Origin of the sequence: Oerskovia sp. NPDC057915, assembly GCF_042887685.1 — a bacterium.
Taxonomy (GTDB): Bacteria; Actinomycetota; Actinomycetes; order Actinomycetales; family Cellulomonadaceae; genus Oerskovia.
On record NZ_JBHVOS010000015.1, the window covers coordinates 86640 to 105681 of the forward strand.

The following is a 19042-nucleotide window of genomic DNA, read 5'->3' on the forward strand; positions in this document are numbered from 1 at the left end:
TCTTCCCCCTGAGGCTGCCGTGGTGCACGATGGACGCACACCGAAGACGGTCCGGGCAGTTCAGAGGGTGCCGAGGGCACACGCGAGCGCAAAGCGCTAGCATACCCGGCCCAGTCAAGCGTGTCCAGCGACGCGAAATCGCGGCCTGTCAAGACCGTCTTCACGCCTACTGCACTCCCCCACCGGGCCGGTGAGGACATCTTCTCGGTGGCCGCCATATGCCGCCCAAGAACACGAAGAAACTCCCTGCCCGACGGCGTCCGCCACCTTCCCGGGGGAAGGCGAGCTCCGGCGTCGGGCCGGGAGACGAAGAGGCGACGAGAGGCCCGCACCCCAGGGGGGTACGGGCCTCGTCGCCTGTGCTACCTGTCAGGCCGCGCGAGGCGACCCGTCATGCGATACCGCCCCGGAGGGCAGCGATCACTTGACGGTGACGGTCGCGCCGGCGCCCTCGAGGGCAGCCTTGGCCTTGTCAGCGGCGTCCTTGGCAACGGCCTCCAGGACGGGCTTGGGGGCGCCGTCAACGAGGTCCTTGGCCTCCTTCAGGCCGAGGCTCGTGAGGGCACGCACCTCCTTGATGACCTGGATCTTCTTGTCGCCGGCAGCCTCGAGGATGACGTCGAACTCCGTCTTCTCCTCGACCTCCTCGGCGGCAGCGGCCGCGGGGCCTGCGACGGCGACGGCGGCCGGAGCGGCCGCGGTGACCTCAAAAGCGTCCTCGAACGCCTTCACGAACTCGGAGAGCTCGATGAGGGAGAGGCCCTTGAACTGCTCGATGAGCTCTTCGGTGCTGAGCTTCGCCATGATGGCGGTCCTTTCGGTTGGTGCTCGGCAGCAGCCCTGTCAACGATCCACAGAGCCCTGCTGGAAGCAGAGGGGGTGGGTGCGTGCTGCATGATCCTCCGAGGAGGGTCAGGCGGCAGCGCTCTCCGATTCCTGCTTGAGGCGCAGGGCATCGATGGTGCGGACGGCCTGCGAAGCGGGCGCGTTGAACAGGTATGCCGCCTGGTAGAGCGGCTGCTTGAACGCGCCGGCCAGCTTGGCCAGCAGGACCTCGCGGGACTCGAGGTCCGCGAGCTTGGTGATCTCCGCAGCGGTCAGGGAGCGCCCGTCGAGGACACCGCCCTTGATGACCAGTGCGGGGTTCGCCTTGGCGAAGTCACGCAGGCCCTTGGCCGCCTCGACCGGGTCACCGGTCACGAAGGCGATGGCCGAGGGGCCCTTGAAGTCGGCGTCGATCTCGATGCCGGCTTCCTTGGCCGCGATGGCGGTCAGCGTGTTCTTCACCACGGCGTAGGTTGCGTTGCCGCTGAGCGACCGACGCAGCTGCTTGAGCTGCGCGACGGTGAGCCCGCGGTACTCGGTCAGCACGGCCGCGTTCGACTCGCGGAAGTTCTCCGTGAGCTCTGCGACTGCGGCTGCCTTGTCCGGCCTCGCCATGGCAATCCTTCCGGTGGTGGTGCCACCGGTCTCCGCAGGGCGGGGGCCCTGGGGGGTGAGGTCCTGCGGAGACGAGAAGAGCCCCGCGCAGGCGCGGGGCTCGAAGTGCAGGCTCTCGCCCGCTCCGTGAACTCTCACCTGCGCTGGCCTCCGCACTTCTGCGGGACTTCGGTCCGGACTGCAGCTGACGAGTCAACGGGCAGGACGGTACGACCGGCGGTCTTGGGTACTGGAACAGGGTACGCGACGGCGGCGCATGGTCCAAATCCGGTCCGACGGCGTCGCGAAGCGCTCGACGTCGGGCGTCGGGGAGGCCGTGCTGCGCCCCGACCGGACCTTCCCGCTCCTCAGACCGTGAGCGGCCCGAAGCAGACCAGGGGCACGGGCTCGTCCTCCTGCGCGACCGCGGTCGCGAGGGCGTCGCCCGGCGTGGCCCCGGCCCGCAGCTCGCCGTGGAACTCGGGCATGACGCGCGCGGCGACGTCGTCCCGCAACGGGGCGACGCTCGACACGACGGCCGCCGCCCCGAGCCGGAGCAGGACGCTCGTGAGCCCCAGAGGCTCACCACCGATCCGGACCGTCGACAGGCCCGCCTCGCAGGCCGAGAGGACGACCACGGCACCTCGCAGGTCCACACCGTCGAGCTCGTGCGCGAACAACGGACCGTCCGCGAGCCGCAGCGAGGAGAACAACGGGTTGTCGGTCTCGTGCCGACCGTGGGTCGCGAGATGGACGACCGCGGCCGACGGGAGACGCTCGACCGTGGCCGCGCACGTGGCCTCGTCGCCGGCCAGGACCGTCGCACGCTCCCACGTCCGGGCCACCGCCACGACCTCGGACGCCGCGGCCCGCAGCCCGGGACCGGCCACCACCACGACGTCGGGCTTGGCACGCTCGCCGGTCGCCTCCTGCAGGTCGATCCACGAGTTGACCCAGGTCCGACGTCCCGCGCGCGAGGGCAACGAGGACCACGGCACCGCGAGCAGCAGGTCGCGAGCCGCGATGTGCAGGTCGCCCTGCGCGTCGATCGGTGCGAGGACCTCACGGTCCAGCCACGCCAGGCTCCGGTCGAGCGACGCCCGGGCGGCGGCGCGCATCGGCGCCGGGATCAGCACGTTCGACAGGACGTCGAGGTCCGCGCGCGCCCGTCGGATACGCTCACCGACCTCCGCCATCGGGGCCAGCCGGATCATGCTCAGCCCCGAGGAGTCCGCGCGCAGCACGCGGAGCGTCTCGTCGGCCACGACGAAGTCCGCGACGACGGTCGACGGGTTCGCCGACGACAGGGCGCGGCGCAGGCGACGCGCCGTGACCGCGGTCGGCGTCGCCGCTCCCCCGCCGTCCTGCCAGGCCCGACGCCGTGCGGCCTCCTGCAGCCGCCGCGCCTCGCTCAGGTGTGCACGACGGCGCTCGAGCTGCTCGCCCGAGAGGTTCGCCCCCAGGAGACGGGCCGACTCGATCTCCTGGCGCGCCGCGGTGAGCAGCTCGGCCGACCGCGAGTCCGAAGGCGGTCGGACCCGGCCGCTCCCGGCGACGGTCGCCCGTCCACGCTCGACGGCGTCGAGCAGGGCCGCAGCGCTGCCGGTACGGAGGGCGGCCGCGACGTCGACGTGCCCCAGCCGCACACCGTGCACCGCGGAGGCCGTCACGGCATCGACCGACCCCAGGCCTTCACGATGCTCGGCCAGCATCCGCTGCCCCTTGCGCACGGCACGGAGCGCCGTCCCCCGTTCCCCGGCGGCGAACGCCAGCTGCGCCGACACTGCCTGGTGCTGCAGCCGCAGCGGCAGCGCAGCGCGCCCCAGCTGGCGGGGCACCCTCGCGAGGACCTCCCGTGCGCCGGCCAGGTCGGTCGCCGCGAGGAGCCACTCGACAGCGAGAAGCTGCGCGGGGACGGTCACCCCACGCCCCGCGGCGTCCCCGAGCTCGACACCGACGTCGGCGAGCGCGAGCGCCCGCACGGCCCGGCGACGCGCCACGCCGGCCGAGATGCCCACCGACCGGTCCTCGGCGAGCCGCGCCTGGAGCTCCGCGACCCGAGCGCGCGCCGCCCACGGGCCGTTGCCGATCCGGTCGAACCGGGCCGCGGCCGCACGGGCCTGCCGCTGAGCCTCGGTGTAGCGGCGCAGGCCCACGAGGCACTGTGCGCGCAGGAGCTCGACCTCGGCGACGTCCCTGACCATCCGGTTGCGGGCGAGGTGCTCGCGCGCCTCGGCGAGCGCCGCGTCGGCGTCGGAGAGCAGGCCCGCCTCGATCAGGACCTGCGCCTTGTCGATGAGCCCGACCGAGGCGTGCCGTTCGGGCGCGCCGTGCTCGGCCTCCTCCATGGCACGCAGAGCCGTCGGCAGGTCACCGCGCAGGAACTCCACGTAGCCGAGGTTGTGCTTCGCCTTGGACAGCAGCAGCTGGTCGCCCATGTCGTCCGCGTACCGGGCGGCCCCGGCCAGGTCCGCGGACGCACGCTCGAGGTTGCCGAGCTCCAGGTGGAGGGATCCCCTGTTCAGGAGCAGCACGGCAGCGTCCAACGGGTCTGCGTCCCGCTGACCGACAGCGGCGGCATCCAGCTCGGCGAGCGACTCGACCGCCCGCCCCGTCCGGAGGAGCAGGAGGCCGCGCTGCCCGTGCACGATCAGCTCGAGCTCGGGCAGCCGGGACGTCTCGACCCACCGTGCGGCCGTGTCGAGCGTCTCCAAGGAGGCCGCCAGGGACCCGGTCAGCTCGAACTGCGTCTGCGCGTAGCCGACGAGCGCCCGGACCCGGACGTACGCGATCTCCCGCTGCTCCCCGGGCACGGGCTCGCCGACCCGGCTCGTGATCTGCCGGAAGAGTCGCGCGGCCCGCGCGTGCTGCCCCTGGGAGTTGACGTACTGGGCAGTCGACCATGCCTCGAGCACGCTCACCGGCACACGACGCGCCACGCCGATCACCCCATGTCTACCGCCGGATCTCCGGGCACCAGCCCCGTCGCCAGGGTAACGGATCCCCACAGCCAGGCGCAGCGTCGCGGCGCCCCACGACCGGGCTCGATCACGGCGGGCGACGTCGGGTCCTGCGCTCGACGGGCCAGCAGGGTCGCCGCAAGCTCACCCGCGAGCACCGGCGCAGCGAACGAGGTCCCGCTCCAGGACGCGAATCCTCCCTGGAACCCCTCGGGGTCGATCGTCGCTCGACGCCCGTCCGACCAGAGCTCCTTGACCCACCTCGAGGGGGCGACGGCGCCGTCGATCGTGGTCGGGGCGGTCGAGACGAGCGCCGCACCGGGGCGGACGCAGGTCACCCACGGGCCGTCGTTGCTGAAGAGCGCCGTCGTCTCGTCAGGGTTCTGCGCACCGACGGCCATGACCGGCGGTTCCGCGAGGAGCAGCTCCGAGGGGTCCAGGGCCACAGGAGGCTTCACCTTGCGGTCGATGTGCGGGGCGAACGCCGCGGGGTACATCGGGCGGACCTGGCCGTCGTTGCCGGACGACACCACGACGAGGACGCCGTAGCGCCGCAGCGCCCGGATGACCGTACCGAACGGAGCGTCGAACGCCGCGTCCTCGGGGCGCTCGTGGTAATAGCCCAACGACAGGACCAGGACGTCGACCGGGGCGTAGCCGGAGCGTCCGCTGAGCCCGAGCACGTGCCAGAGCAGGAGCCGCCGGAGCGACCGCAGGAGGTCCCGCTCCGGGACGACGCCGGACCCGCCGTAGAGCCGGGGAGCGAGGACGACCGCGTCCGGGCACTTCTGGTGCACGAGGCCGGCGATGAACGTGCCGTGGCCCGCGACCGGGTCGAGCGGGCCGGTCAGGGGCGAGATCGACACCCCGCCGATCTCCGGGTTCTCGTACTCGTACTCCGTCTCCGGGAGGATCGACAACGGCTGTCCCAGCAGCTCCGGGTCACGCACGACGACCGTGCCACGCACGTCCAGGTCGTCGTCGAACCACGGGTGCTTGCCGACCCCGGTGTCCAGCACCGCGACGACCGGGCGCCGCTCACCCTCGGAGTCGGTGAAGTCGTCGGCCCCGCGGCCCCGGGCCCGGGCAGGAACCGGACCGATCCAGTTGACCGGGGTGCGTCCGCCCCACCCCGGCAGGGAGTACTCCGCCGTGCCGGCGGGGTGGCCCTGCGTGTAGGGATGTCCTTGCGTGTAGGGGTGGCCCTGCGTGTACGGGTGACCCTGCGTGTAGGGATGCCCTTGCGTGTACGGGTGACCCTGCGTGTACGGGAACGGCTGGATGGCGGGCTGCCCGCCGATGTACGGGGCCGGGGCGATCATGTGGTCGAGAGCGACCCGGAAGCTGCGGTCGTCGTCGGCGCGCAGGCGACCACCGAGATCCTCGATCACCTCCCACGCGTCGGGCAGCGGCCCGTTGTTCCCCTCGGCCCTGCGCAGACGGACCGACAGGCCGAAGACCTGTCGGAGGTCGCTCGTCGTCTCGGGGTCGAGATCCGCCTCGACGAGCAGTGCGGCGTCCTGCTCGCTCGACTCCTCGACCTCGACGGTGAGCCCGTAGCGCGCCGCAGCCTCCCTGAGCCGGCGGAGCGGCCCCTCGGCCGTCAGGTCCTCGGGGGACGCGGGCAGGAGGATGCGGTCACCGACGTACCACGTGGGGTGCGGTGACGCCTTGCCCGCCCCGCGCGGTGCGGTGATCGGGTCGAGGGTCCGGGTACGCCACTGCAGGCGGCTCGGACGATCGCCGAACGCCGGTCGCCCCTGCGGGACGACAGGCTGCTCAGGGGTCTCACTCATCGGTGCTCCAATGCACGAAGGGGACTACCCGCCGGGCCGATCGGCCCGGCGTTCCGAAGGAGAAAGAGACGAGCCGTGCGGCTACAGCTCGATGATCGGCGTCGTCACGGCGTCGCCGTCGTCACCGGGAGCACGCAGGAGCAGGCTCGCCGGCCCGGGCCCGACGGCGTCGAAGACGAACCGACCGTCCTCGTCGGCGACGGTCGAGACCATCCCGTCCGGGCGGTGCAGCTCGACCGTCAGCTCTCCGGCCGGCGCGGCCCAGCCGTCGATGCGGATCAGACCGTCGTCACGACCGGACAACGTGATCATGACGGTGAGGGACTCGGCCGTGAAGGTGATGGTGCGCGCCTCGATCGGCGGCGCCTCGCCCCGGACGGACATCTCCGGCACACGGACGTACTCGAGGTCCATGACCTCGGCCTCCAGACCGGCGAGCGTGATCGCGAACAGCGACCGCTCGACGAGCCCGTCCGGCACCGGGTCGAGCATCGTGTGGATACGGGCGAGATCCGCCAGGATCTCGAGGTCGACGGCGTCCAGCGGTTCCTCGGGGCTGTACCCCAACGGTGCGCTCATGATGTTTCCCATGTCCTGTCCCCCTGCTCGCTCTCGATGATGTCGCGGAGCTTGGCCAAGCACCGCCCACGGTTGGACCCGATGCTGCCCACCGGCATACCGATGGCGCTCGAGATGTACTTGTAGTCGGGTCGGTCCGCCAACGAGATGAGCCGGAGCAGCTGCTGGCAGCGGTCCGGCAGCTGGAGGACAGCGCGCCACAGGTAGCGGTCGCGCTCCACCTCGAGAACCTGGGTCTCGGGGGTGGGGTCGGACGAGGGCAGGGTGCCCGTGGGCCCGTCGAGCATGTCGTCGGGCAGCTCGGTCCGGCGCTTCTGGTCGTCACGGTGCTTGCGGACGGCCTCCCAGGCCCCGCGCTTGGCGGTCACGAGGAGCCACTTGAGCACGGCGTGAGGCTCCTGGATGGTGTGAGCGTTGCGCACCAGGGCCATCCAGGTGTTCTGGACGATGTCGTCAGCCTGCTCACGGACGACTCCCTGCGCCCGTACCGTGTGCCACAGCAACGGGGTCGCCTCTCTCACGAAGTCGGCCAGCGCCTGGTGCTTGCCCTCGCGGTAGTCGAGCAGGGCGGCCGCGGCACGATCTCCGAGACTCACCTCCGGCTCGTCGACTTCCGGGACGTCCTCGGTGATCCGTGTCATGGCTGGGTGCGCCGTCTGCTCTCGGTCGTGCTCGGGTACTTCGGGGGAACCCGAGTCTAGGGGCGTCTGCCCAGGTGGGACAAGCATTTCCGCCACCGCAGGACCTCCCTTCACCCCATGCTCAGACACGCTCGACCCAGCGGGCCGGTGGTGCACCGGACCCCTTCCTGCCGGGAGAGAGGGACCGGCGCCGCGTTTGATACACGCACCCGGAGGTCCTTCTCGAAAGTCTGTCGACGGCGTCGGCGACCCGCCCCACGCGACCCGCGCGACGTCGTCGGGCGACCGGACCTCGCACGTACGGGTGCCCGGCACGTAGGGGGATCCCCGTACCGCCCGCGGGCAGAGAGTGGTGAAATCCCTCATCACAGGCGTGACGCGGCTCACGTAACGTCGGCATGGCCGACCATGATCGGCCACTCGGACGGTCCCGGTGAGACGACGACGTCCCGGACCCCTTGCTAGAGGAGCACCACGTGAGAACCCATCGTCACCCCGCCGACGGCGCCCGCCGTCCGGCCCGCCTGCTCGCGGCACTGACCGCCGCCACCGTCGCCCTCGGCGGGCTCGCGCTCGCCGGAACGAGCGCCCAGGCAGCCCCGCAGCCCGCGGCGCAGCCGTCGACCGTCGCGACCGCCGCCGCTCCGGGCCACCAGTGGCTCACCGGCTACTGGCACAACTTCAACAACGGCTCGGTCGTCATGCCGCTGAGCGACATCCCGCCCGCCTACAACCTGGTCGCCGTCGCGTTCGCCGACAACCTGACCGGTACGCCCGGCGGCATCACGTTCAACCTGTCGACCGCAGAGCTCAACGGGTACACGGTGCCCCAGTTCAAGGCCGACATCGCCGCGATCCGGGCACAGGGGCGCAAGGTCATCCTGTCCGTCGGAGGCGAGAAGGGGAACGTCATCGTCTCCAACGCGACCGAGGCGAAGAACTTCGCCGACACCGCGTACGCCCTCATGCAGGAGTACGGCTTCGACGGCGTCGACATCGACCTCGAGCACGGCATCAACGCCACGTACATGTCGAGCGCGCTGCACCAGCTCTCGGCCAAGGCGGGCCCGAACCTCATCATCGCGATGGCCCCCCAGACGATCGACTACCAGGCCACCTCGATGGGCTACTACCAGCTCACGCTCGCCATCAAGGACATCCTGACGATCGTCAACACCCAGTACTACAACTCGGGCGCGATGATGGGCTGCAACCAGCAGGTCTACAGCCAGGGCAGCATCGACTTCCTCACCTCGCTCTCCTGCATCCAGCTCGAGATGGGCCTGCGTCCCGACCAGGTCGGCATCGGCGTCCCCGCGGTCCAGGCCGCGGCCGGCGGCGGCTACCAGCCCATCGCGAACGTCATCAAGGCCGTCGACTGCCTCGAGACCGGGACGAACTGTGGCGCCTTCAAGCCCGCGACGCCGTACGGCAAGATCGGCGGGGTCATGACCTGGTCGATCAACTGGGACAAGAAGAACAACTACGCCCTCGCGACGGCCGTGGGCGCGCGCCTCGGCACGGGCTCGGGCGGAGGCACGACCGGCGGAACGACGGGTGGGACGACCGGCGGCACCACGGGCGGAACGACCGGCGGGACGACCGGCGGAACCACGGGTGGAACCACCGGCGGCACCACGGGTGGCACGACCGGCGGAACGACGGGTGGCACGACCGGCGGCACCACGGGCGGCACCACCGGTGCCACCTGCTCGGCCGCGCCCTGGAGCGCGACGACCATCTACACGGGCGGCAACACCGTCTCCCACAACGGCCGCACGTGGCAGGCCAAGTGGTGGACCCGCGGCGACGCTCCTGCTCCCAGCGACTGGGGCGTGTGGAAGGACCTCGGCGCCTGCTGACGCCCCTTCGCAGGGGCGGGCCGCCTCCCGCCCCTGCACCACCCGAGCCGCTCGGTCCTCCACCCCGCCCAGGGAGTGGAGAACCGAGCGGCTCGGTGCTGTGCGCCGTCGGTGGGCCGGGGGCCCGGGAGGCGCTCCCGATCGCAGGTCAGTCCACGGGGAAGAGCGACATCGTCAGCGTCGCACCGTACGCACCCGGCGCCGTGTCGGCCGGGAGCTCGAGCGCCAGATCGGCCGTGACGTCGGACGTGCCCTTGCGGCCGATCGCGTCAGCACCAGCGAGGGACTGCGGGACCGACAGCCCCGCTCCCCTGTCCAGTGCCGAGGACACACGTTGCCCGACGACGACACCCGGCTTGTCCGCCACCAGGCGAGGCGTCCAGCCGAGCTGCTCGGCACCGAACGTCGTCGATCCCGCGGAGAACGCGGTCGACTGCCCGGACACCGCCCACCCCGCGGCCTCGAGGCGGGTGTCGGAGACGCTCACCACAGGCAGCGCCGCGGTGTACGTCAGGTGGTCACCGTCCAGGCCGCCCGCGAGAACCACGGGCGCACCGTCGCTCGCCACCGTCATCGAGAGCCTGCCCTCGACGACGGGCTCCTCGACGAGGGCCTGGAGCGCGATGCCCTCGGAACCGGCCGGGTCGGTCCCACCCTGCGCCGCGAAGCGCACCTGGTCGAGGGCCCAGAACCAGTCGTTCGTGCCGCTGTAGTGGAAGCGGTACTGCGCGGTCCTCGCCCCGGCCGGGACCTCCGTGACGATCGTGCGCTTCCCGTTGTCGCTCGCTGGGAACGCGGCGACCTGGACCGGCGCTCCGCCGTCGAAGCTCACGAGAACCTCCGCGACCTGCGCACGGTCGTGACGGTAGGAGTGCTCGAAGCTCAGCACCGCCTGCTCCTTGCCCGCGACCGGGTACGCCGGCGTCACGAGCGTCGAGTCGAACTTCCCCGCGCCGTGGCTCTTGTCGTCCCACTCGTCCGAGTCCGCGACCGCGATCACGTCGCGGCCACGCGTGAAGTTCTCGCGCGCCTGCCCCGGCTCCGCCGCGGACCAGAACGTCTGGGTCGTGAACGACCAGCCACGCCACTCGGTCACGCCACCTGACGGCATGGCCGAGTTGTCCACGCTCCAGCCGGACGGCGGCGTCGTCGTGAAGCCGAGCGTCCCGGCAGGGACCCCCGTCTCGTCGACGCGCGCCGAGAGGGCGGGGCGCAGGGCGTCGAAGTCGTCCGTGACGTCGTCGCCGATCGCTGTGCCGTCGAGGCCCCACGCGGGGTCCACCGCGACACCTGCCTGACGCAGGACGGTCGGAGCGATGTCCGTGATCGCGAGGTTCTCCTGCCTGCCCCGCGCCTCGATGCCGTCACCCGCAGCGATGACGAACGTCGCGCGCTCGGTCTGGGCCCGGCCCCCGTGACCGCCCGTGGGCAGGTGCCCGTGGTCGGCCGTCACGATGACGTTCCAGCGCTCGGTCGCGCGAGTCGAGCGCGCCTCGACCGCCGCGAGGATCCGTCCGATGCGGGCGTCCTGCACCTCGAGCTCGGCCGTGTACTGGGCGGCGTCCGCGCCATGGCTGTGGCCCGCGCCGTCGATGTCGTCGAGGTGGAGGAAGGTCACGTCCGGGTTCTGCGTCCCGAGGTAGGTGATCGCAGCCTGCTCGGTCTTGACGTCGGAGCCCGTCGCGAGACGCAGGTCGATGCCGGCCGAGACGATGTCCCCGTTGCTCGCCGACGACGTGATCGGCGCCCAGGTCGATGCCGCGAACGTCGCGATGCTCGGGTCGACCTGCTCGAGGCGGTCGAGGAAGCTCGGGTACTGCGCGTAGTTCTTGCCCGCGAACGAGTTGTCCCGGACGTTGTGCTTGTCCGTCCACACGCCCGTGAGGATCGTCGACCAGCCCGCGCCCGACACCGTCTGGGCCCCGCGCTGGCTCACCTCCGGCGCGTCGCTCGTGGCGTACAGGAGGCTGTGCCCGTACGTCCCGCGCTGCATGAGCGCGTGCAGGTTCGGGGTCGACGCTGCCTCGATCTTGTCGAGGCGCGCGCCGTCCAAGCCGATCACGAGCGTCTTGTCCGTACGAGTTCCCTGCAGGACAGGGGCGTCCCCCTCAGTCGCGAACGCGGCCGCCGGCACGAGGAACGTCCCCGCCGCCAGGCTCCCGGCGAGTGCCAGGTGTGCGATCTTGCGCATGTCCAACCCTTCAGTCGTCATGGTGCACGTCATGGATGCGATGTCCGGACGGCGTCGCGAGACTCACTTGTCCAGACAGGCATCACTCTGACCGCACCAAGCAGACCGGTGATGAACCAGGACGATCGGGACAGTGAACGTCTCCGGCCGTCCCCCGGTGAATCGCGTCACCGGAGGGAGGTATCGGGCAAATCGTCCTCTCGGCACACCGCGGCGTCTTCGCGGAGCACCGCAGGACTCCAGGGCTCCAGGACTCCAGGGCTCCAGGGCTCCAGGGCTCCAGGGCTCCAGGGCTCCAGGACGACAAAAGACCGACGGCGCCCCTCCCCGTGAAGGGGAGAGACGCCGTCGGGCAGAAGGACGAGGCGATCAGGCCGCGTCGTCCTCGAGGAGCTTCGAGACCTTGGACTGGTCCAGCGGGATGCCGGGGCCCATCGTGGTCGAGAGCGTCGCCTTGGTGATGTAGCGGCCCTTCGAGGAGGACGGCTTCAGACGCAGGACCTCTTCGATCGCTGCGGCGTAGTTCTCCACGAGCGCCTTCTCGTCGAACGAGACCTTGCCGATGATGAAGTGGAGGTTCGCGTGCTTGTCGACGCGGAACTCGATCTTTCCGCCCTTGATGTCCTCGACGGCCTTCGCGACGTCCATCGTGACGGTGCCGGTCTTCGGGTTCGGCATCAGACCACGGGGGCCGAGGACCTTACCGAGACGACCGACCTTGCCCATGAGGTCCGGGGTAGCGACCGCGGAGTCGAAGTCCGTGAAGCCTGCGGCCACCTTCTCGATGAGCTCGTCGCCACCGACGATGTCGGCGCCGGCCGCACGAGCCTGCTCCGCCTTCTCACCGTTCGCGAAGACCAGGACGCGGGCGGTCTTGCCCGTGCCGTGGGGGAGGTTGACCGTGCCACGGACCATCTGGTCCGCCTTGCGGGGGTCGACACCGAGACGGAAGGCGACCTCGACGGTCGCGTCGTACTTGGTGGGCGAGGTCTCCTTCGCCAGGCGCACGGCCTGGAGCGGGGAGTAGAGCTCGTCGTGGTCGATCTTCTCCGCTGCGGCGCGGTACGCCTTGCTGCGCGTTGCCATCTGCTTCTCCTTCTCGAGCAGTCGTGGTCTACGGGTCCGCGCGGACCCTGCCACTGTCCCGGCGGGCGAACCCGCCGGGACCTGATGATTCATGATTGGTCGGCCGCGAGACCGACCGACGGACCGGTACGAACCGGTCCGGAGGGGGTGGTGCTCAGCCCTCGACGGTGATGCCCATCGAACGGGCGGTGCCCGCGATGATGAGCGTCGCAGCGTCGAGGTCGTTCGCGTTGAGGTCCTCGAGCTTGGTCTGAGCGATCTCGCGCACCTGCGCGGACGTCAGCTTCGCGACCTTGACCGTGTGCGGCGTGGGCGATCCCTTGTCGACGCCGGCGGCCTGCTTGATGAGCTCCGCAGCCGGGGGCGTCTTCGTGATGAAGGTGAACGAGCGGTCCTCGTACACCGTGATCTCCACGGGGATGACGTTGCCGCGCTGCGACTCGGTCTGGGCGTTGTACGCCTTGCAGAACTCCATGATGTTGACGCCGTGCTGACCGAGCGCGGGGCCGATCGGCGGGGCGGGAGTTGCAGCGCCGGCCTTGATCTGGAGCTTGATCAGCCCAGAGACCTTCTTCTTGGGAGGCATGAGAAATCCGTGCTTTCTGTGTCTGGGCCGACGCCGTGGGCGATGACCCGGTTGCAGGTGCTGTCGAGCAGGGTCAGATCTTGGCGACCTGGTTGAACGACAGCTCGACCGGGGTCTCCCGGCCGAAGATGGAGACGAGGACCTTGAGCTTCTGACCCTCGGCGTTGATCTCGGAGATCGTCGCGGGGAGCGTGTCGAACGGACCGTCCGTGACGGTGACCGACTCGCCGACCTGGAAGTCGACCTCGAACGGCGCCTTGGCGGTCGCGGCAGGCTTGCCGGCCTCGGCCTTGGGCTCGATCGTCGGGGCCAGCATGGAGAAGACCTCGTCGTGCGTCAGCGGCACGGGCTGGTGGGTGTGCCCCACGAAGCCGGTGACGCCGGGCGTGTGGCGCACCGCGCCCCACGACTCGTCGGTCAGGTCCATGCGCACCAGCACGTAGCCGGGGATACGGACGCGACGGACGATCTTCTTCTGCGCGTTCTTGATCTCCGCGACCTCTTCCATGGGAACCTCGATCTGGAAGATGAAGTCCTCCATGTTGAGGCTCTGGATGCGGTTCTCCAGGTTGGCCTTCACACGGTTCTCGTAACCCGCGTAGGAGTGGATGACGAACCAGTCACCGGGCTTGGTGCGCAGGTCCTTCTTGAACTCCTCGACCGGGTCGAGGTCGTCGAGGACGTCGCCGTCCTCGTCGACGCGGGACTCGTCGTCAGCCTCGGCCGACTCCTCGTCCCCCACCTCGGTGTCCGGGGTGTCCTGTGCGTCGTCGTCCGCCTCGACCTCGTCGATGGCAGCCTCGGGCGCGTCGAGCTCGGCCTCGGCGCCTTCGGCGACGGGCTCGGTGGGATCGACGTTCTCCGCCTGGTCCAGCGACTCCTGGGACACGAACGAACCTGCTTTCTGCTGACTACGCGAACATGCAACTGACGGGACCGGTACCGGTCCATACGCTCCGGGCGCGAACTGCTCCGGTGCCGCGAGAAGCCCGCGGCACGGGGCGCCCTCCGGGGATCAGCCCCCGAAGACCCACAGGACGGCCTTGCCGATCCCGAAGTCGAGCACCGTCACGAACGCCATGACCACGGCCACGAAGACGAGGACGACGGTGGTGTAGGTGATCAGCTCGGAACGAGTGGGGGTGACGACCTTCTTGAGCTCGGCGATCACCTGGCGGACGAAGAGCGCGATGCGCGAGAAGATGTTGCCCTTCTTCGCGTCGCCCTTCTTCTTGTCACCGCCGGCGCGCACGCCTTCAGCACCCAGCGCCTCTGATGGCGATTCGCTCACTGTTCATCCCCACTACGTGACGTTGAAACCGAAACCGATGCTGACCTCTCGTGGTGTAACCCGTTACCGGACTACGCGCACGCCCCGGGAGGGACGACGCCTTGCAGGGCAGACAGGGCTCGAACCTGCAACCTGCGGTTTTGGAGACCGCTGCGCTACCAATTGCGCCACTGCCCTTCGTGATCGGCACCACCCGTGCACCTGCCGTGAAGGCAGAGAACATCGGGTGGACACCTGCCACCGAAGGAATACTGTACGCGAACCGAGCGCCGTGGTCGAACCGGCCTCGTCCCACGCCTCCCGGCGCCGCGCCACGGCGACCTGCGTCACCGTTCCTTCACCCCCAGCCTAGAGGACCGCCCCGTGCTGGCACCCTCGGCGTCCACGGTTCGGGCGCGGCCGTCACCCTCGGCCGACGGGTCCGTCACCCTCGGCGGGCGCGGCCGTCGCCCTCGGCAGGTGGGTCCGTCACCCTCGGCCAACGGGCCCGTCACCCTCGGCAGACGGGTCCGTCACCCTCGGCGGGCACGGCCGTCGCCCTCGGGGTCCACCGGTCGGTGGACCCCACGTCCCCCCGACCGGTCGTCGCGCCGCCCCGCCACCGCCGACCAGGCTGGGGCCATGAGCAGAGACAGGACACCTCCCCGAGCAGGAACGGGCTCCCCGGCCATCGAGGTCCACGGGCTCACCAAGCGGTACACGCAGCGCGGCGGCGTCGTGAAACAGGCCGTCGACGGCCTGGACCTCACGGTCGAGCGCGGCGAGATCTTCGCGGTCCTCGGCCCCAACGGCGCGGGCAAGACCACGACGGTCGAGATCCTCGAGGGCTTCCGCAAGCGGGACGGTGGCCAGGTCCAGGTCCTGGGCGAGGACCCCGCGCTCGCGGGCCGGGCGTGGCGCAGCCGCATCGGCGTCGTCCTGCAGGACTCGCGCGACCAGGCCGAGCTCACGGTGCGCGAGCTCGTGCACCACTTCGCGACGTTCTACCCCGCCCCGCGCGACCCCGAGGAGGTGATCGCCGCCGTCGGGCTGCTGGAGAAGGCGTCCACGCGTGCCCGCCAGCTCTCGGGCGGTCAGCGGCGCCGCCTCGACGTCGCGCTCGGGATCGTGGGCGACCCCGAGCTGCTGTTCCTCGACGAGCCCACGACCGGGTTCGACCCGCAGGCCCGCCGCAGCTTCTGGGACCTCGTCCTGGCCCTGCGCGAGGGCGGCACCACGATCCTGCTGACGACCCACTACCTCGACGAGGCCGCGCACCTGGCCGACCGCGCCGCCGTCGTGCGCGACGGGAAGGTCGTCGCCCTCGGGGCGCCGGCCGACCTGGGCGGGCCCGACGCGCTGCGCCCCGTCGTGCGGTGGGAGTCCGACGGCGTCGCGCACGCCGAGCGCACCGACCACCCGACCGCGCTGGTCGCGTCGCTCGCGGCACGCCTGGCCGGACCCGACGGCGAGGTGCCCGGCCTGCGGGTGCTCCAGCCGAGCCTCGAGGAGGTCTACCTCGATCTGATCGGGGCGCTCCCGAGCATCCCGCCCGCATCCCGCACCGTCGATCCGTCCCCCACGACGCAGGCCACCACGTCCTCGTCCCTCACCCAGGAGGCCTCCCGATGAGCACCCAGACCGTCCCCGCCCGCGCGCTGCCTGCCGGGCGCCCCCTGCCCGGCGTCGTGCGCACCGGTCTGCGGCGGACCTGGATCGAGCTGCTCGCGTTCCTGCGCGAGCGCGACGCGGTGGTCTTCATCCTGGCCTACCCGCTCATCCTCATGGCGATCTTCGCGACGGTGTTCGGGCAGGAGGAGCAGGGGAACGCCGCCGGATCCGTGCCCTACGCGCAGTACTTCCTCCCGGGCATGGTCGCCACGGGCGTCATGCTCACGAGCTTCCAGAACCTCGCGATCTCGATCTCGGTCGAGCGCGACGACGGCACGCTCAAGCGCCTGCGCGCGACCCCGCTCCCTGCGACCTCGTACTTCCTGGGGAAGATCGGGCAGGTCCTGCTCGTGACCACCGTCCAGACTGCGGCGCTGCTGCTGCTCGCCGCCACGGCGTTCGACGTCCCGATGCCCTCGACCGCGTCGGCCTGGGCGACGTTCGCGTGGGTGTTCGTGCTCGGCACCGCGACCGGCTCGGTGCTCGGCGTCGCCTTCTCCTCGGTCCCCCGGTCCGGGAAGTCCGTGAGCGCCGTCGTGACCCCGATCGTCCTGGTCCTGCAGTTCATCTCGGGCGTGTTCTTCGCGTTCTTCGCCCTGCCGTCCTGGATGCAGCAGGTCGCGTCGGTCTTCCCGCTCAAGTGGCTCGCGCAGGGCATGCGCTCGGTGTTCCTGCCGCCCGAGGCCGTGACCCTCGAGACGACCGGGTCGTGGCAGCACGGCGCGACGGCTGCTGTACTGGTGGCGTGGCTCGTCGTGGGCCTCGTGGTGGGGGTCCGGACGTTCAGGTGGAGGCGGCGTGACGACGGCTGAGAGCCCGGTGGACCGTCCGGCGACGGGGTCCGTGGCGGCGGGGCCCTCCGGCTCGGCCGCCACGGGCGCGCCCGCCCCGCTCGCTCCCGGCCCGGCGCCCGGTCCCGGCCCTGCGCCCGCCCCCGGCTCGGCCCTCGACCGGGTCGAGGGTTCGTGGGACCGGATCGTCGTGTGGTGGGACGTCGGCTTCTACGTGGTCGTGGGGCTGAGCGCGCTGGCCCTCGTCTCGGCCGGGATCGAGCCCGACCGGCTCACCCGGGCCCTGGGCGCGATGGCCGTGATCCTGGTCGCCTACACGGTCCTGGGCCGGCGGGCCGCCCGGAACCGGGACCAGCGCCTGGCCGTCGCCTACCTGCTGATCCTGATCGTCGCGACCGACGTCGCGGTGATCCAGAACCAGCTCGGGACGTTCCTGCTGTTCGTCGCGTTCACCCAGATCTGGATGCTGTCGGAGCGCCGGTGGGTGAGCCTCGCGCTCTCGACCCTGCTCGCGGTGGGCACGACCTTCGCCCTGACCGCTCCGTCCGGGTTCTCCCGCGAGGCCCTCGTCGAGACGGCACCGCAGATGGGCATCGCCCTGGCCTTCTCGACCATGCTCGGGGTGTGGGTGGGCCAGACGATGCTCCAGACGGCGCGCCACGCCCAGCTCGTCGACGACCTCAACGCCGCGCAGGCAGAGCTCGGGACGGTCCACCACGCGGCCGGGGTCGCGGCCGAGCGCGAGCGCATGGCGCGCGAGATCCACGACACCCTGGCGCAGGGGTTCACGAGCGTCGTCATGCTGGCCCAGGCCGCGAGCGCCGACCTCGACCGTGACGACGTGGGCGCGGCCCGGGACCGGCTCGCGCTCGTCGAGGCCACGGCCCGCGACAACCTGGCCGAGGCTCGGTCCCTCGTCACGGCGTTCGCTCCCCTGCCGTTGCAGGGCGCGACGCTCGTCGAGGCGATCGAGCGCCTGGCCGCCCGCTTCGAGGACGAGTCGGGGGTCGCGGTGACGCTGCGCCTGTCGGCCGTGCCGGGGCTCGGCAGCGCCGAGGACGTGGTCCTGCTGCGGTCCGCGCAGGAGGCCCTGGCGAACGTGCGCCGGCACGCGCAGGCGACCGCCGTCGTCGTCTCCCTGGGGCGTGGTCGCCCCGGGACCACGGTGCCCGACGGCGTCACGGTCGTCCTCGAGGTCACGGACGACGGTCAGGGGCTGGGCCCGGGGGTCGTGGAAGGGTTCGGCCTGCGCGGCATGCGTGAGCGCGTCGCCGCAGGCGACGGCACGGTGACCGTCGTGTCTGCGCCGGGAGGCGGGACGCGCGTCCGGGTCGAGCTGCCCGTGCCCGCCGACCACCCTGCCGACGCCCCGCCCCTGCCCGCCCCTCTCCCCCGGAGCCAGCCGTGACCTCGCCCGCCGACCACCCGTCCCCCTCACCCACCCACGCCATGGCGACCGCCGCCGCCCCCGGGACCGGTGCGCCGTCGTCGGCTCCCCCGGTGCGGGTCCTCGTGGTCGACGACCATCCGGTGGTGCGCTCGGGGCTCGTCGGGATGCTCATGGCCGAGCCGGACCTCGTCGTGGTCGGCGAGGCGGGTGACGGCCGCGAGGGCGTGACCCTCGCGCGCGAGCTGGGACCCGACGTCGTCCTCATGGACCTGCGCATGCCCGTGCTCGACGGCGTGGGCGCGACGGCCGAGATCCTCGCCTCCCCTGCGCCGGGGGCGAGGCGGCCACGCGTCGTCGTGCTCACGACGTACGAGACCGACACCGACATCCTGCGCGCCGTCGAGGCCGGCGCGACGGGCTACCTGCTCAAGGACACGCCGCGCGACGTGCTCGTCGCGGGCATCCGCGCCGCGGCCCGCGGCGAGACCGTCCTCGCACCCACGGTCGCGACACGGCTCGTCACGACCGTGCGGGGCGCGGGCGAGCGTCTGACGGCGCGAGAGGCCCAGGTCCTGGGCCTCGTCGCGCGGGGGCTGAGCAACCCGGCGATCGGGCGCGAGCTCTTCATCTCCGAGGCCACGGTCAAGACGCACCTGCTGCGCGCCTTCGCCAAGCTCGGGGTCGACGACCGCACGCGCGCCGTCACGGTCGCGATCGAGCGGGGCATCCTGCCGGGGGCGTGATCTCACCCGGTCCGCGCGGACCGGGGGACGGGCCGGGCCCTCGAGCGGTGCGGGCGG

Annotated in this window: 16 protein-coding genes and 1 tRNA gene; 5 read left to right on the plus strand and 12 right to left on the minus strand. The window is 71.5% G+C overall.

What is annotated here, in order from left to right:
- Window positions 1–420: 420 nt before the first annotated feature.
- From rplL to ACFVQ3_RS11735, 6 genes are all read right to left on the minus strand, one after another.
- Window positions 421–804, minus strand: a complete 384-nt coding sequence (gene rplL, locus ACFVQ3_RS11710; protein ID WP_387638955.1) for a 50S ribosomal protein L7/L12 — start codon at window positions 802–804, stop codon at window positions 421–423.
- 108 nt (window positions 805–912) lie between these two features.
- Complete coding sequence (gene rplJ / locus ACFVQ3_RS11715) at window positions 913–1440, minus strand: 50S ribosomal protein L10 (protein ID WP_191791537.1); 528 nt, start codon at window positions 1438–1440, stop codon at window positions 913–915.
- 347 nt (window positions 1441–1787) lie between these two features.
- Entirely contained in the window at window positions 1788–4358 is a 2571-nt protein-coding gene (locus ACFVQ3_RS11720; protein WP_387638958.1) for a CHAT domain-containing protein, read from the minus strand.
- 5 nt (window positions 4359–4363) lie between these two features.
- On the minus strand, window positions 4364–6175 hold the full coding sequence (locus tag ACFVQ3_RS11725; RefSeq protein WP_387638961.1) for a S8/S53 family peptidase: 1812 nt from the start codon (window positions 6173–6175) through the stop codon (window positions 4364–4366).
- Window positions 6176–6256: 81 nt separating this feature from the next.
- On the minus strand, window positions 6257–6754 hold the full coding sequence (locus ACFVQ3_RS11730) for a hypothetical protein (RefSeq protein WP_387638964.1): 498 nt from the start codon (window positions 6752–6754) through the stop codon (window positions 6257–6259).
- Window positions 6751–7350: an RNA polymerase sigma factor gene (locus ACFVQ3_RS11735; RefSeq protein WP_387638967.1), complete on the minus strand. Its 600-nt coding sequence runs from the start codon at window positions 7348–7350 to the stop codon at window positions 6751–6753. Before ACFVQ3_RS11735 ends, ACFVQ3_RS11730 begins: the two co-directional genes overlap by 4 nt.
- Before the next feature lie 521 nt (window positions 7351–7871).
- Here ACFVQ3_RS11735 and ACFVQ3_RS11740 point away from each other — a divergent pair.
- Entirely contained in the window at window positions 7872–9257 is a 1386-nt protein-coding gene (locus tag ACFVQ3_RS11740; protein WP_387638970.1) for a glycosyl hydrolase family 18 protein, read from the plus strand.
- A gap of 148 nt (window positions 9258–9405) precedes the next feature.
- On the opposite strand, the gene ACFVQ3_RS11745 is transcribed toward ACFVQ3_RS11740, so the two are convergent.
- The 6 genes from ACFVQ3_RS11745 to ACFVQ3_RS11770 all read right to left on the minus strand — a co-directional run bounded on the left by ACFVQ3_RS11745 (window position 9406) and on the right by ACFVQ3_RS11770 (window position 14588).
- Window positions 9406–11448 (minus strand): alkaline phosphatase family protein, encoded by a 2043-nt coding sequence (locus ACFVQ3_RS11745; RefSeq protein WP_387638973.1) that lies wholly within the window; start codon window positions 11446–11448, stop codon window positions 9406–9408.
- Between the two features lie 369 nt (window positions 11449–11817).
- The gene (rplA, locus tag ACFVQ3_RS11750; RefSeq protein ID WP_191791553.1) at window positions 11818–12534 is read right to left on the minus strand and encodes a 50S ribosomal protein L1; all 717 of its coding nucleotides are present in this window, start codon (window positions 12532–12534) and stop codon (window positions 11818–11820) included.
- A gap of 154 nt (window positions 12535–12688) precedes the next feature.
- Window positions 12689–13120 (minus strand): 50S ribosomal protein L11, encoded by a 432-nt coding sequence (rplK, locus tag ACFVQ3_RS11755; RefSeq protein WP_387638976.1) that lies wholly within the window; start codon window positions 13118–13120, stop codon window positions 12689–12691.
- Between the two features lie 73 nt (window positions 13121–13193).
- Window positions 13194–14009: a transcription termination/antitermination protein NusG gene (gene nusG, locus ACFVQ3_RS11760; RefSeq protein WP_387638979.1), complete on the minus strand. Its 816-nt coding sequence runs from the start codon at window positions 14007–14009 to the stop codon at window positions 13194–13196.
- A 126-nt stretch (window positions 14010–14135) separates the two neighbouring features.
- Window positions 14136–14411: a preprotein translocase subunit SecE gene (gene secE, locus ACFVQ3_RS11765; RefSeq protein ID WP_138825573.1), complete on the minus strand. Its 276-nt coding sequence runs from the start codon at window positions 14409–14411 to the stop codon at window positions 14136–14138.
- 104 nt (window positions 14412–14515) lie between these two features.
- Window positions 14516–14588, minus strand: a tRNA-Trp gene (locus ACFVQ3_RS11770).
- 444 nt (window positions 14589–15032) lie between these two features.
- Between ACFVQ3_RS11770 and ACFVQ3_RS11775 the strand changes: the two genes are divergently transcribed.
- Genes ACFVQ3_RS11775 through ACFVQ3_RS11790 form a run of 4 tightly spaced genes read left to right on the plus strand, consistent with a single transcriptional unit; the run spans window position 15033 to window position 18985 of the window.
- Window positions 15033–16022: an ABC transporter ATP-binding protein gene (locus ACFVQ3_RS11775; protein ID WP_387638982.1), complete on the plus strand. Its 990-nt coding sequence runs from the start codon at window positions 15033–15035 to the stop codon at window positions 16020–16022.
- Window positions 16019–16873 (plus strand): ABC transporter permease, encoded by an 855-nt coding sequence (locus ACFVQ3_RS11780; RefSeq protein WP_387638985.1) that lies wholly within the window; start codon window positions 16019–16021, stop codon window positions 16871–16873. The genes ACFVQ3_RS11775 and ACFVQ3_RS11780 overlap by 4 nt, the downstream gene beginning before the upstream one ends.
- Window positions 16860–18260 carry a sensor histidine kinase gene (locus ACFVQ3_RS11785; protein ID WP_387638988.1) on the plus strand — a complete coding sequence of 467 codons (1401 nt, stop codon included), beginning with the start codon at window positions 16860–16862 and terminating at the stop codon, window positions 18258–18260. Before ACFVQ3_RS11780 ends, ACFVQ3_RS11785 begins: the two co-directional genes overlap by 14 nt.
- A 41-nt stretch (window positions 18261–18301) precedes the next feature.
- Window positions 18302–18985: a response regulator gene (locus tag ACFVQ3_RS11790; protein WP_387639048.1), complete on the plus strand. Its 684-nt coding sequence runs from the start codon at window positions 18302–18304 to the stop codon at window positions 18983–18985.
- Window positions 18986–19042: the final 57 nt, after the last annotated feature.